The 14,352-nt window shown below is 63.8% G+C and carries 12 protein-coding genes; 9 read left to right on the forward strand and 3 right to left on the reverse strand.

Going from position 1 to position 14,352, the window contains the following annotated elements:
* Positions 1–13: 13 nt before the first annotated feature.
* From glgC to M2342_RS06525, 8 genes are all read left to right on the forward strand, one after another.
* A complete protein-coding gene (gene glgC, locus M2342_RS06490; RefSeq protein WP_181560170.1) occupies positions 14–1,309 on the forward strand; it encodes a glucose-1-phosphate adenylyltransferase in 1,296 nt (431 codons plus the stop codon).
* 93 nt (positions 1,310–1,402) lie between these two features.
* On the forward strand, positions 1,403–2,857 hold the full coding sequence (gene glgA, locus M2342_RS06495; protein WP_264578486.1) for a glycogen synthase GlgA: 1,455 nt from the start codon (positions 1,403–1,405) through the stop codon (positions 2,855–2,857).
* The gene (locus M2342_RS06500) at positions 2,854–4,485 is read left to right on the forward strand and encodes an alpha-D-glucose phosphate-specific phosphoglucomutase (protein WP_264578487.1); all 1,632 of its coding nucleotides are present in this window, start codon (positions 2,854–2,856) and stop codon (positions 4,483–4,485) included. The genes glgA and M2342_RS06500 overlap by 4 nt, the downstream gene beginning before the upstream one ends.
* Positions 4,486–4,523: 38 nt before the next feature.
* Complete coding sequence (gene glgX / locus M2342_RS06505; RefSeq protein ID WP_264578488.1) at positions 4,524–6,323, forward strand: glycogen debranching protein GlgX; 1,800 nt, start codon at positions 4,524–4,526, stop codon at positions 6,321–6,323.
* Positions 6,324–6,459: 136 nt separating this feature from the next.
* Positions 6,460–7,374 carry an SDR family NAD(P)-dependent oxidoreductase gene (locus M2342_RS06510; RefSeq protein WP_264578489.1) on the forward strand — a complete coding sequence of 305 codons (915 nt, stop codon included), beginning with the start codon at positions 6,460–6,462 and terminating at the stop codon, positions 7,372–7,374.
* 74 nt (positions 7,375–7,448) lie between these two features.
* On the forward strand, positions 7,449–8,222 hold the full coding sequence (locus M2342_RS06515) for a glutathione S-transferase family protein (protein ID WP_264575395.1): 774 nt from the start codon (positions 7,449–7,451) through the stop codon (positions 8,220–8,222).
* Between the two features lie 44 nt (positions 8,223–8,266).
* Positions 8,267–9,058 (forward strand): glutathione S-transferase family protein, encoded by a 792-nt coding sequence (locus M2342_RS06520; protein ID WP_264578490.1) that lies wholly within the window; start codon positions 8,267–8,269, stop codon positions 9,056–9,058.
* A 335-nt stretch (positions 9,059–9,393) separates the two neighbouring features.
* Positions 9,394–11,298 (forward strand): TonB-dependent receptor, encoded by a 1,905-nt coding sequence (locus M2342_RS06525; RefSeq protein WP_264578491.1) that lies wholly within the window; start codon positions 9,394–9,396, stop codon positions 11,296–11,298.
* A 130-nt stretch (positions 11,299–11,428) separates the two neighbouring features.
* On the opposite strand, the gene M2342_RS06530 is transcribed toward M2342_RS06525, so the two are convergent.
* On the reverse strand, positions 11,429–11,560 hold the full coding sequence (locus tag M2342_RS06530; protein WP_264573236.1) for a hypothetical protein: 132 nt from the start codon (positions 11,558–11,560) through the stop codon (positions 11,429–11,431).
* Positions 11,561–11,599: 39 nt separating this feature from the next.
* Here M2342_RS06530 and M2342_RS06535 point away from each other — a divergent pair, with 39 nt between their 5' ends.
* Entirely contained in the window at positions 11,600–12,124 is a 525-nt protein-coding gene (locus tag M2342_RS06535; protein ID WP_264578492.1) for a DUF2141 domain-containing protein, read from the forward strand.
* Positions 12,125–12,160: 36 nt separating this feature from the next.
* Here the strand turns inward: M2342_RS06535 and M2342_RS06540 are convergent, their stop codons facing one another.
* Positions 12,161–13,354 (reverse strand): glycosyltransferase, encoded by a 1,194-nt coding sequence (locus tag M2342_RS06540; RefSeq protein ID WP_264570836.1) that lies wholly within the window; start codon positions 13,352–13,354, stop codon positions 12,161–12,163.
* Positions 13,355–13,409: 55 nt separating this feature from the next.
* Positions 13,410–14,348: a hypothetical protein gene (locus tag M2342_RS06545; RefSeq protein ID WP_264570835.1), complete on the reverse strand. Its 939-nt coding sequence runs from the start codon at positions 14,346–14,348 to the stop codon at positions 13,410–13,412.
* Positions 14,349–14,352: the final 4 nt, after the last annotated feature.

A 14,352-nucleotide genomic window follows, 5' to 3' on the forward strand; every position in this document is an offset into this window, starting at 1 on the left:
GTCCGCCGTCATAATGGCGCGCCAGAGGAAGGAGTGGGAACAGGTGACACAAAGAGAAGGCCGCAAACAACCTCTGGCACGTGATGCGATGGCTTATGTCTTGGCCGGCGGGCGCGGCAGCCGCCTGATGGAACTGACCGACAATCGCGCGAAGCCTGCGGTCTATTTCGGCGGCATGTCCCGCATCATCGATTTCGCGCTCTCCAATGCGATCAACAGCGGCATCCGGCGCATCGGCGTGGCGACGCAGTACAAGGCCCACTCGCTCATCCGCCACATGCAGCGCGCCTGGAACTTCCTGCGTCCCGAGCGCAACGAGAGCTTCGACATCCTGCCCGCCTCGCAGCGCATCGACGAGTTTCACTGGTATGAGGGCACGGCCGACGCGGTGTTCCAGAACATCGACATCATCGCCAGCCACGCGCCCAAATATATCGTCATTCTGGCCGGCGATCACATCTACAAGATGGATTATGAGCTCATGCTGCAGCAGCATGTGCAGGAAAATGCCGATGTCACCGTCGGCTGCCTGGAAGTCCCGCGCATGCAGGCGACGGCCTTTGGCGTCATGCATGTCGATGATAAGGGCCAGATCACCAGCTTCCTCGAGAAGCCCGCCGACCCGCCAGCCATGCCCGGCAAGCCGGATGTCGCGCTCGCCTCGATGGGCATCTATGTCTTCACGACCGAATTTCTCTTCGAGCAACTGCGCCGCGATGCCGACGATCCGGAGAGCAAGCGCGATTTCGGCGGAGACATCATCCCCTATATCGTCAAGCACGGCAAAGCCGTCGCCCATCTGTTTTCATCCAGCGCGATCCGCGCTGCCGAGCAGATCGAGGAATATTGGCGGGATGTCGGTACGCTCGATGCGTATTGGGAAGCCAATATCGACCTGACCGACGTGGTGCCCAAGCTCAACATGTACGATCGCGACTGGCCGATCTGGACCGACCAGATCATCGCCGCGCCCGCCAAGTTCGTGCATGATGAGGAAGGCCGCCGGGGCATGGCGGTGAGTTCGCTCATCTCGCAGGATTGTATCGTCTCGGGCGCCGAGGCCCATCGCAGTCTGCTGTTCACCGGCGTGAAGATGGGCAGCTTCGCCAGCGTCAAGGAGGCGGTGATCCTGCCTTATTGCAACATCGGTCGCGGTGCGCGGCTCAAGCGGTGCATCATCGATAGCGGCGTCCGCATTCCGGAAGGTCTGGTCGTCGGCGAAGATCCGGGCCTGGACGGGCAGCGGTTTCGCCGCACGGAAAGCGGCATCTGTCTGATCACCAAGGCGATGATCGACCGGCTGGACTAGCGTCTAGGGCCGCGCGCAGCACTTGCGCGTGTCGAACCGGATTTTTCATCCTTTGCCTTAAGGCACGTCGCCGTCCATCGGGTTGTTACGAACATGACAGAGCTTTCCGTCCTCTCCGCCGCGTCCGAATGCTGGCCGCTCATCAAGACCGGCGGCCTTGCCGATGTGGCCGGGGCCTTGCCGGCGGCGGTGGCGCGGCATGGCGTGGCGATGACGCGCTTTCTGCCGGGCTACCCCTCCGTCTTGAAGGCCCTGCCGCGCAAGCGCACCGTCTTCCGCTATGACTCGCTGCTCGGCACGCCGGCGCGCATTCTCGCTGCCAAGCATGAGGGGCGCCCGCTGCTGGTCCTGGATGCACCAGGCTTTTTCGAGCGCGATGGCGGACCTTATGCCGATGCCATGGGGCGGGACTGGCTGGACAATGGCCTGCGTTTCGCCGCCTTCGCTAAGGCGGCAGCCGATCTCGCCGCCGGGCGCGCGGGGCTCAAGCCGTTCGATGTGCTCCACGCGCATGATTGGCAGGCCGGGCTCGCGCCGGCCTATCTGGTCTATTCCGGAGATCAGGCAACAAGACCCGCCAGCGTGATGACCATTCACAACATGGCATTCCAGGGCTGGTTCGACGCAGCTTTCTTTGCCCGGCTGGACCTGCCGCCGGTCGCATGGTCGATCGAGGGCGTGGAATATCATGGAGGCGTGGGGATGCTGAAGGCGGGGCTGGTCCTCGCGGATGCGATCACCACCGTGAGTCCCGGCTATGCCGAGGAAATCCGCCGGCCGGAATTCGGCATGGGGTTGGAGGGGCTGGTCGTCGGCCGGCAGGACCGCATGCATGGCATCGTCAACGGTATCGATGCTGCCGAGTGGAATCCGGCCAAGGATGCAGCGCTGGCCGCGCCATTCACGGCGGACGACCTCTCCGGTCGCGTGGCCAACAAGCGGGCGATCGAGGCCGCCTTCGGGCTGGAGAGCGGTGATGGGCCGCTGTTCGTCGTCATCACACGGCTCACCTGGCAGAAGGGCATGGACGTGCTGCTGGAGGTGATCGATCACCTCGTCGGCCTGGGGGGCAGGCTCGCGGTGCTCGGCAGCGGTGATGCGGCGATCGAGGCCGGACTTCATGCCGCCGCCGGCCGCCATCCCGGTCGCGTTGGCATTCGCATCGGCTATGACGAGCCGCTCGCTCATCTGATGCAGGGCGGGGGCGATGCCATTCTCATTCCCTCCCGGTTCGAGCCCTGCGGTCTCACGCAGCTTTACGGTCTGGCTTATGGCTGCGTGCCGGTCGTCGCGCGCACCGGCGGGCTGGGCGATACGGTGATCGACGCCAATGAGGCCGCGATGAACGCGGGGGCAGCCACCGGCGTGCTGTTCTCGCCGGTCGATTATCAGGGCCTTGCAGCGGCGATCAGCCGCACGATCCGCCTTTATGGGGCGCGCTCGCGCTGGCAGCAGATCCAGCAGGCGGGGATGAAAACGGACAATAGCTGGGGACGGAGCGGCGCTGCCTATGCTGCGCTCTACCGGCAACTCAAGGAGCAGAGATGACGATCACGCGCGTTCCCACTACGCCGTTCGAAGGCCAGAAGCCCGGCACATCCGGCCTGCGCAAGAAGGTGCGGGTGTTCCAGCAGGCCAATTATGCCGAGAATTTCGTCCAGTCGGTCTTCGATGCGATTGATGGCAAGGATGGCGCCCTGCTCGTGATTGGCGGCGACGGTCGCTATCATAACCGCACGGTCATCCAGCAGACGATCCGCATGGCCGCCGCCAATGGCTTTGCGAAGGTGATGGTGGGGCAGGGCGGCATCCTCTCGACGCCCGCCGCCAGCCACCTGATCCGCAAATATGGCGCGCTGGGCGGGCTAATCCTCTCCGCCAGCCACAATCCTGGCGGGCCGGACGAAGATTTCGGGATCAAGTATAACGTCTCCAATGGCGGGCCGGCGCCAGAGAAAGTGACCGAGGCGATCTACGCGCGCACGCAGACCATTAGCCAGTGGCAGATGGTGGAAGCAGGCGACATCGATCTCGATGCGCTGGGCATCGTCCCGGTTGGCGGCATGGCGGTCGAGGTGGTCGATCCTGTGGCCGATTATGCCGATCTGATGGAGGAGCTGTTCGACTTTGCCGCCATCCGCAACATTGCCGTCGGCGGCTTTACGCTCGCCTTCGATGCGATGAGCGCGGTCACCGGCCCATATGCGACCGAGATTTTCGAGCGACGCCTGGGCTTTGCGCCCGGCACCGTCCGCAATGGGACACCGCTGGAGGACTTTGGCCATCATCACCCGGACCCCAATCTCGTCCACGCCAAGGTGCTGTACGATCTGATGATGAGCGCGGACGCCCCCGATTTCGGCGCGGCGTCGGATGGCGATGGCGACCGTAACCTGATCATCGGCAAGGGGCGCTTCGTCACGCCGTCGGATTCGCTGGCGATGCTGGCGGCTAACGCCCATCTCGCCAAGGGCTATCGCGGCGGCCTCAAGGGTATCGCCCGCTCCATGCCGACCAGCGCAGCGGCCGATCGCGTGGCGGAAGCGCTCGGCATCCCGAGCTTCGAGACGCCGACCGGCTGGAAATTCTTCGGCAATCTGCTGGATGCCGGCATGGCGACCATCTGCGGCGAGGAAAGCGCCGGCACGGGCAGCGACCATGTCCGCGAGAAGGACGGCGTGTGGGCCGTCCTGCTCTGGCTCAACATCCTCGCCGAGCGCAAGATCAGCGTCGATGCCCTGGCCCGCGATCACTGGGCGCGCTTTGGCCGCAATTATTATGCGCGGCACGATTATGAAGGCATCGAGACGGAGAAGGCCAATGCGCTCATCGAAGCGCTGACGGCGGCGCTCCCCGCGCTGCCCGGTGCGCGCTTCGGCGCGCTCACCGTCGCAGCGGCGGACAGCTTCTCCTACGCCGACCCGGTCGATGGCTCGGTCAGTGCCAATCAGGGCCTGCGCGTGCTTTTCGAGGGCGGTTCGCGCGTGGTTTTCCGTCTTTCCGGCACAGGCACGGAAGGCGCGACGCTGCGCGTCTATCTTGAGCGTTACGAGCCGGTTGGCGGCGCGCTGGATGAAGAGACGCCTGCGATGCTGGCGGGGCTGATCGCAGCGGCAGAGGCGATTGCTGGTATCGCGCGCCACACGGGCCGCACTGCCCCGGATGTCGTGACATGAGGCGGCACACCTTTGCTTCGCAGGCGTTCAGGGCCTGAATGTACGGCGTTCACCTCACCCGCGAGGGCGCGACATTCTCCGTCTGGGCACCCGACGCCACTGCCGTCACCCTGTGCCTGTTCGACGAGGATGGGCACGAGCATTGCCATGCCCTGGCCCAACAAGCCGATGTCTGGCAGGCGCAGATTGCCGGGGCTGCTGCCGGCCAGCGTTATGGCTTTCGCGCTGACGGCCCATGGGCACCGGAGCAGGGGCTGTGCTTCGATCCCGCCAAGCTGCTGGTCGATCCCTGGGCGAGCGCCATTGATCGGCCTTTTGTCTACGATCCCCAGCTTGCCGAGCGCGGCGTAGAGACGGCGCCGCTGGTGCCGCGCAGCGTCGTCACCGCGCCGCTGGCCGATCTCCCGCCGGCGCCGCCGCACTTCCGCCAGGGCGCCCTGATCTACGAGTTGAACGTACGCGGTTTCACCGTGCTGCATCCGGACGTACCACCGGCGCTGCGTGGCACGGTGGCGGCGCTCGCACACCCGGCGGTCATCGCACACCTCCAGAAGCTGCATGTCGGCGCGGTCGAACTGATGCCGATCGTCGCCTGGATCGATGAGCGGCATCTGGTCGCGCGTGGGTTGGCCAATGCCTGGGGCTACAACCCGATCGCGCCCATGGCCCTCGATCCCCGGCTTTGTCCCGGCGGCATGGCGGAATTGCGCGAAACGGTGGCGTGCCTGCACGAGGCCGGTATCGGCGTCATTCTCGACCTTGTGTTCAACCACACTGGTGAGAGCGACCGGATCGGACCGACCCTGTCCATGCGCGGGCTGGGCGAGCGGAGCTATTATGCGCTGGAGGCCGATGGCGACCTCGTCAACGTTGCCGGTACCGGCAACACGCTTGATTTTACCCAGCCTGCGGTGCGGGCGCTCGCGCTGGACACGCTCCGACGCTTCGTGCGCGAGGCGGGCGTGGACGGCTTCCGCTTCGATCTCGCGCCGATTCTGGCGCGCGGCCCGGCGTTCGATCCGCAGGCGCCGATCTTCGATGAGATCGCGCGCGATCCCTGGCTGGCGGATCGTATCCTGATCGCAGAGCCATGGGATATTGGCGCGGACGGTTATCAACTCGGCCGCTTTCCTGAGAGTTGGCTGGAATGGAACGACCGCTATCGCGACGATGTGCGCCGCTTCTGGCGCGGCGATGGCGGGATCGGAGCCTTCGTCACGCGTCTCGCCGGATCATCGGACATCTTCGGCAATCCAAGCCGGAGCGTCAATTTTCTGGCGTCTCATGACGGCTTCACGCTCGCCGATACCGTGGCCTATGTCCATCGTCACAATCTCGCCAATGGTGAGCATAATCGCGACGGGCATGGCGAGAATTTCAGCTGGAACCACGGTGTCGAGGGGCCAAGCGACGATCCCGCCGTGATCGCGGCGCGCGGGGATGATCTGCGGGCCTTGCTTGCGACGCTCTTTGCCTCGTCCGGCACGATCATGCTGACAGCCGGTGATGAATTTGGCCGGACCCAGCAGGGCAATAACAACGCATACGCGCAGGATAATCCGCTCTCCTGGGTTGCCTGGCATGATCGCGATACCGCACTGGAAGCCTTTGCCTGCGCGCTCTCCGCCGCGCGCGCGGCGGATCTCGATGCGTTCGCGACATTTCCTGAGCCCGGCCGCTGGTTCCGAGCGGACGGAGCGGATATGAGCGTTTCCGACTGGGAATCGGCCGAGACCGGCTTCGTGCGTTATGAAGCGGACTTGCCGAACGGTCGCCGCTTCACGCTCCTCGTCGACCGCGCGCAGCGCCGACTCATTGTTGACATTGTCCGGCATTGAGTGAAAACCGGGCGGGGAATGGGGAATCATTCCGCGCAAAGCGAAGGGCCAGCGGCCTGGCGCAGCAGCACGGAACACCCTCATGGGCATAACAGGTCAGTCTCCCGTCGGATGACCGGAGCGAGGAGTGGATTGCATGAAGGATTTAAAGGGCCAACTGGCTTTCATCACCGGTGGTGCCTCGGGTGCCGGCTTCGGCCAGGCAACCGTGTTCGGACGGGCGGGCGCCGAGATTGTCATTGCCGATGTGCGCGCGGAAGCAATCGACGCCGCCCTTGAGAAGCTGCGGGCAGAGGGCGTCCGCGCCCACGGCATCAAGCTCGATATCATGGACCGCGACGCCTATGCGAAGGCTGCGGACGAGGTCGAATCCGTTTTCGGTCGCGCGCCGACGATCCTGTCCAACACCGCTGGCGTCAACAGCTTCGGGCCGATCGAGAAGACGACCTATGATGACTTTGACTGGATTGTCGGCGTCAACCTGGGCGGCGTCATCAATGGCATGGTCACCTTCGTCCCGCGCATGATCGCGGCCGGCGTGCCGGGGCATATCGTGACAGTGTCCTCGCTCGGCGGGTTCATGGGCAGCGCGCTGGCCGGCCCATATTCGGCGGCAAAGGCGGCAAGCATCAACCTGATGGAAGGCTACCGGCAGAGTCTGGCGCAATATGATATTGGCGTCTCGGTCTGCACGCCGGCCAATATCCGCTCCAACATCGCCGAGGCGAGCCGCCTGCGTCCTGAGAAGTTTGGTTCGAGCGGCTATGTCGAGAATGACGATTCCATCGCCTCCCTGCACTCGATCCACCAGCATGGGCTCGATCCCGAGAAGCTGGGCGAGGCGATCATGAGGGGCATTCAAGAAAACGCGCTCTACATCATTCCCTATCCGGAAGTGCGCGAGGGGCTGGAGAAACATTTCCAGGCGATCATCGAGTCCGTCGCGCCGATCGAGAGCGACCCGGAGGGCGCGCGTCTGCGCACCGAGGCGTTGATCAACTGGGGTCGCGACCGCACGCGCGTCTTCGCCGATGGCAAGAAGGGCGAATAATCGCATTGCGCGATCGAATTGCGCTGGGGCGCCATGCGGAGCCATGGTCGCGCTAAGAACTATCGGAGAGAGACATGACCCTCAAATTGTACAGCTTTGGCCCCGGCGCCAATTCGCTCAAGCCGCTCGCAACGCTCTATGAGAAGGGCCTCGAATTCGAGCCGGTGTTCGTGGACCCGGCCAAGTTCGAGCAGCATTCGGACTGGTTCAAGAAGATCAATCCGCGGGGCCAGGTGCCGGCGCTCTGGCATGATGGTCAGGTCGTCACCGAATCCACCGTAATCTGCGAATATCTTGAAGACGTGTTTCCGGAAGCCGGCACATCGCTGCGCCCCGCCGATCCGTTCAAGCGCGCGGAAATGCGCGTGTGGACCAAATGGGTGGACGAGTATTTCTGCTGGTGCGTCTCCACCATCGGCTGGGCATTCGGCATCAAGGCCATCGCGCAGAAGATGACCGATGAGGAGTTCGAGGATCATGTCACCAACAAAGTGACGATCCCCGAGCAGCAGGTGAAGTGGCGCCGCGCCCGCAACGGGTTCCCTCAGGAGATGCTGGACGAGGAATTCCGCAAGGTCGGCGTGTCGGTCCAGCGGCTGGAAGAGACGCTCTCCAAGCAGGACTATCTGGTCGACAGCGGCTTTAGCCTTGCAGACATCTGCAACTTCGCCATTGCCAATGGCCTGCAGCGCCCCGGCGGCTTTTTCGGCGACTATGTAAACGAGCAGAAGACGCCCGGCCTGTGCGCCTGGCTGGCGCGCATCAACGAGCGTCCGGCGATCAAGGCGATGTTCGAGAAGGCCAAGAGCGAGGATCTGCTCAAGGCCAAGCCGCAGCCCGCCGCCTGAACCGGGCGGCGGTCATACATCAACGATAAGAGGCGGACCGGGCAATGACGCAGGATCTCACTATCTACCACATTCCCGGCTGCCCCTTCTCGGAGCGCATCGAGATCATGATGTCGCTCAAGGGCGTGGCGCTGAAGGATGTCGAGATCGACATCTCCAAGCCGCGCCCGGACTGGCTGCTGGCCAAGAGCGGCGGCACTACGGCGCTGCCGCTGCTCGATGTGGAGAATGGCGAGAGCCTCAAGGAGAGCATGGTCATCCTGCGCTATCTTGAGCAGCGATACCCGCAGCCTGCCGTCGCGCATCCCGACCCGTTCCGCCACGCCGTCGAGGGAATGCTGGCGGAGCTGTCCGGCCCGTTCTCGGGCGCGGGTTACCGCATGATCCTCAACCGCGATGCCGACAAGCGCGAGGAAATGCGCGCGGCTGTGGACGCGGAGTTCGGCAAGGTGGATGCTTTCCTGCGCCGCTACGCCACCGGCGCGGACTTTCTGTTCGAGGATCGCTTCGGCTGGGCGGAGGTCGCCTTCACGCCGATGTTCAAGCGGCTGTGGTTCCTCGAATATTACGAAGATTATGCGGTGCCCGCCCAGTTCGACCGGGTGTTGCGCTGGCGCGCAGCCTGCGTCGCGCATCCGGCCGCCCAGCACCGCAGCCATGAAGAGCTGATCAAGCTCTATTATGATTACAGCCAGGGCGGCGGCAACGGTCGCATACCCGATGGGCGCGCCATTTCCAGCTTCTCCCCGGATTTCGACTGGCGCAACCGCCCCATGCCTCCCCGGGACAAATGGGGACGCCCCGCGACCGATAAAGAGCTGGGCCTTGCCGCTTAACGCGCAAAGTACTTAGCATGCTATGATCTGATTGCCACATCCTTCATGCTTTCTTGGCAAGGTGCATCTTCGGGCCATGACATGAGGAATTGTTAACCATAATGAGGGACTTGGCCTGTGGGAGCGAGCAGGCCGGTCGGCTTCCCGAGAGCCGGTGTGGGTATCGCCTTGGGGGATCTGGTTTGTCACGCCGCAAGTGGCTGATCTTTGGATATGCGTGTCTGGCCGGTGCAGCTGTGCCAGCGGCGGCACAGGGGCAGCCTGCAGACCAATCGCGCGGCTCCGTTTACGAGGCCGCTTTTTTTAGCCCCTCCGCACCCAGCAATGCGCTGGAGATGATCTCCCTGGTGCCCGGCTTCACGCTGGACGAGGGCGATGCCGAGATTCGCGGTTTTCGGCAGGCGGCAGGCAATGTCGTGATCAATGGCCGACGGCCCAATGCCAAGAGCGAGACGCTCGGCACGCTGCTCTCGCGCATACCCGCCGCCCGCGTCGTCCGCATCGAACTTGCCTCGGGCGATCGGTTCGGGACGGACTATGCCGGTCGCGCGCTGGTCGCCAATGTCGTGCTGTCGCAGGAGGGCGGGCTTGCAGCGACAGCCGAGGCGACCTTGCGCCGGGAATATCGCGGCGCGATCCTTCCTGAAGGAAGCATCTCCGCGCTGTGGAATCGGGGCGCATCGACCTTCAACGTCGCACTCGCCGTAAAAAATGCTGCGACATCGGAGGAGGGGTTCGACCAGCTGGTCGCGCTGCCCGGCGGGGCCGAGCAGGAGTATCGCGAGAAGTTCAGCCGCTTCCGCAATCCCCAGCCCTCCGGCTCTGTGCGGTGGACGCTGAACGAGGGGGAGCATCGCACGGTCAATCTTAGCGCCAATCTCAACCTCAATTATGATGACCTGACGCAAAGCAGCGTCGTGCAATCTGCTGACGGATCCGAGCGCAACGACGCCCTTGTGCAGCGTTGGTTTACCCGCACCATGGAAGTCAGCGGCGACATCACTCGCCCGCTCGGTTCGGGCGGCATCAAGCTGCTCGGTCTGGCCTCCCGGCGATATCGCAGCCTGCGCGATCAGGCCACCGAGGCCAGTCTGGCAGGAGACGATCTGGGCGGCCTCTTTCAGAACCAGCATGACTGGCGGGACGAGACGCTGGCGCGCCTGAGCTGGAATGGCACGGCATTCTCGGGCTGGACGGTCGAGACAGGCGTGGAAGGCGTCCGCACTCGGCTGGATGGCCAAGTGGATCTGTTTTTCGTCGATCCCGATGGGGCCGTCACGGTTTATGATCTACCCGTCAGCCATGCCGTGGTAACCGAGGATCGCGGCGAGGCCTTCGCCAATGCGGGCCGGCCGCTGTCATCCCGACTGCGGATTGATTTGGGCATTACCTATGAACGCTCGCGCCTCAGCGTAAGGGGCGATGTCAGCGCCCGTCGGACTCTCGATTTCGTCAAGCCCAAGGTCGCGCTGGATTGGCGTCACGGCGCCTGGCACAGCCAGATCAGCGCCGAACGGACCGTGGCCCAGCTCGATTTCGAAGATTTCGTCAGCGCCGCGGAGCTTTCTGCGGACCGGGTAAACAGTGGCAATCCCGATCTCCTCCCGCAGCGGGCCTGGGAGTTCAAGCTGAGCGTTGATCGCGCCTTGCCGGGCGACGGGCGGATCACGCTCGATCTGGGCTATGATTTCATCGCAAAGGTTCAGGACCGCGTGCCGACGCCGGAGGGCTTTGATGCACCGGGCAATCTGGGCGACGGCACCCAGTTCAGCGCGGCGGCAAATATCGATCTGCCGCTCTCCCGGCTGGGCGTCAAAGGCGGGCGGCTCACCCTTTATGGCTCCTACATCGATACCTCCGTGCGGGATCCGTACACCCTGCGCTACCGCCCCTTTTCCGGCTATGCGCCCTTCTACTACGAGGCGCGCTTCCGGCAGGATCTGGGCCGCTTCGCCTGGGGCACGAGCATGACCGGCAATAGCGGGTCGGACAGCTATCGGATCGACGAGGTGGACTTCAACCGAGGAATCGCGCCCAATGTCGCCGCCTTTGTCGAATATCGCCCGAATTCCCGTTGGACGGTGACGCTCGGCAGCGAAAACCTGCTGGATGGCGGCAAGCGGCGCGTGCGCGAGTTCTACGATCCGGACCGACGCTCGCTGATGCCCTATGAGCGCGAGCTGCGGCATCGCGAGAGCCACATGGTCGCATATCTGACCATCAAGCGCAGCATCCGGTAGCCGCTCCCCTCAAGGGGCACGCGACGGCCGATCCATCCTGTGTTCAGGCGCATCATGCCATGGATCTTTCAGGTCGGCGCGGCATTGTAACGGTTCACGGACGCGCTGACGCTGTAACTGTCCGTGCCAGTCAGGCATTGCCGAGCCGGATGATGTCATGCAGATAGGCTTTCAGCTTGTCGCAACGGGCCTCTGCGCCCTTGTCGGTACCGGCTTTGAGCCGGGCCTTTGGTAGTTTGAGCCAGTGCGGATCGCGCGCCATGCGGTGCGGGGTCTGCCCGGTGCAGGAGAATGAGTGCTGATGACACTGAGTGTGTTGCTTGCCGCGGCGGCGGCCGCAGGATCGCCGCAATATATCCCGTCCAGCCCCACGCTGGGGATGGCCGAAGGGCGCTGCCGCGCGAATGAAAGCGGCCCGGCCTATATGATCAACATCAACGGGTTGAAGGACCGTCAGGGTCTGGTCCGCGTCGAGCTCTATCCCAATAGCGACGAGGATTTCCTCGCCGACGACAATGTCCTGCTCATGGCCGGCAAGCCCTTCCGTCGCGTCGAGATGAAGGTGCCGGCCAGCGGCCCGGTGGTGCTCTGCATCCGCGCGCCGAGCGCGGGCACCTACACGCTGAGCCTGCTGCATGACCGCGATTCCAACCGCAAGCTCGGCCTGTCGGTGGATGGCGTCGCTTTTCCGGGTGATCCCAAGCTGTGCTGGGGCCAGCCCAAGGGCCGCGATGCACGGGCGACCGTGGGCAATGGCCCGACCACGATCAACGTCACTATGCAATATCGTCGCAGTCTGGTCTGCTTTGGCCCGCTCAAGAAGTAGCGGAAAGGGGAGGGCTGGCCTAGCCGCCCTCGCGTGTCAGGCTGCCAGCGTGCCTGTCCGTCGCACGACGGGATTGTCGACGAGCTGCTGATAATAAGCGAATAGATCGGCAAAATGCTCGTCGATGGTGCGCACATGTTGCGCATAATGGAGGGCTTTGGCGCGCACCTCTTCCTTGGGCGTTGCAATAAAGTCCAGGATCGCCTTGGCTGCGGCTGTTGGATCGGCTGACTTGTACAGCCACCCTTCGCACAAGCGGGCGTGATCCGCCGCGCCACCACGATCCGGCATGATGAGGGGCAGGCCGGCCGCACGCGCCTCACCGCCGACGGTGCAGAACACCTCCGCCTCGCAGCCATGGATCAGAGCATCGCAGCTGGCGAAAAGACGCGCGACTGCCTGCCTGTCCGAGATTGGTGAGAGCAGATGGACGTGCGGGATTTGCGCGGCGGCGCGGGCCACACGCGCGCGATCGCGCCCATCGCCGGCAATCACGAGGCCGACCGGCGCCTTGTTCCCCGCCATGGTCACGGCCTGGATCACCATAGGCCAGCGCTTCTCCGGGCCGTGCCGCCCAGCCCCCAGCAGCAGCGTTGCTTCGGGCGGCAGGTCGCAGCGCGCAAGGAGGCGCGCGCGCAACTCTTCATCTCGAAAGTCCGGAGAGAAAATGCCTGGCTGGACGCCCATGGGATTGGTCACGACCCGTTTCATCCCACCCGCCAGCAGGCGATTGGTCTGGTCTTCGCCAGTCGTGATCGAGCCGTCGAACAGCTGGTCCATCCGCTTGAGGTGACGCCAGAACATGCCGAAAGCGCGGTCAATGGCCGGACGAGGCAGGAAAGGATCGAACCAGCGATAGGCATAAGCCGACATGGGATCGGCATGCATCACCAGCGCCCGCGGTGCTTTGCCTGGCCACTCGCCAACAAAGCGGGCGCTGCGCCAGGGCGAGGAGCATTCGACGACGTCGGGTTCGAGTTGGCTCAGCGTATCGTGCAACGTGTCGACGTCGCGGAAATAATGGTAACGCCGGTCCAGCGGAAATTGAGGGTTTTCCAGGTAGATGATCCGCGCGTTGGGGCCATGATCCTCAACGCGGAAACCCGGCCCTGGGGCGATCACCACCACTTCATGTCCCGCCGCGGGTCCGGCGAGAAGCTTGCGATCGATGTAGGTTTTTACGCCGCCGCCATAGGGCGTGTAGAAGGCGGCGACATCCACAATGCGCATGGATGTCACCCGGCGCGGGCGCACATGGCGTCCACCTTGTCGCGCGATCCTGCCATCAGGCCCGCTTTTCTTTTCTGCCAACCCTGATCGTGGCGAGATCACCGATGGCCAGCACCGCACCGATGACGAGATGGGTCAGCAGGATAAGGGTGGTGATGAGCGCGATGAGAATGTGGATCTCGCTGTCCTGCCCGACCGCGAACACGGCGACCGCCGCGAAGATGATGTCCTTGTTGCTGATCAGCGGCAGGCGCGAGAGCAGCATCCGCACCGTGGCCAGCACCAGCCACCAGCCCAGCGCCACGTCGGGCAGGGCGAGGCTCCACACCACGGCCAGCAGGACGTTGCCGACCAGCAGTCGCGCGAAATGCAGGCCGGAAATGGCCCAGAGTTGCGTCCGCGTCAGGCTGAAGATGCGCTTGCTGAACACGAAGACCAGCAGGGAGACGACCATGATGACGCCGACCGATGCGGCCAGGGCGGAACTGGTGATGCCGAGGTTCAGGCTCTTCGCATAAGGATAGACCAAGGCCATCATCGCGAGCGTGAAGATGTTGGACACCACAGCGGAGAGGATCGCGACGTCCTTGACGGCGCCGAAGGGCGAACCCTCCATTTTGATCTTCTTGCGGGCCCAACTGTAGAAATAGGCCTCGCCGAGATAATCGACGATCAGCTCGTTGGTGACGTTCTTGCGCGCAAGGGCGATGAGGCCTTCGCCCGGAATATGCCAAAGCCAGCGGAAGATGATGAAATCAAAGGCCAGGCCCGTGAAATAATAGCCGAAAAAGGCGACCCAGAACAAAGGATTGGCCGGGATGGTCTGCAACAGATCGTCAAGGCGGAACGAGCGGAACTGCCAGATGACAACCGCAAGAATGGCAATGGACAGCGCCGGGGTGATCCACACCCACCACGAGGTCTGGCGGACAGGAAGCGGGATCGGGTCTTTGGAAGGATCGTCGCTCGACGGAGCAGGGGCTGGTGTCTGCATGTGT

Source organism: Sphingobium sp. B8D3A, from assembly GCF_025961995.1.
In the GTDB taxonomy this organism is placed as follows: domain Bacteria; phylum Pseudomonadota; class Alphaproteobacteria; order Sphingomonadales; family Sphingomonadaceae; genus Sphingobium.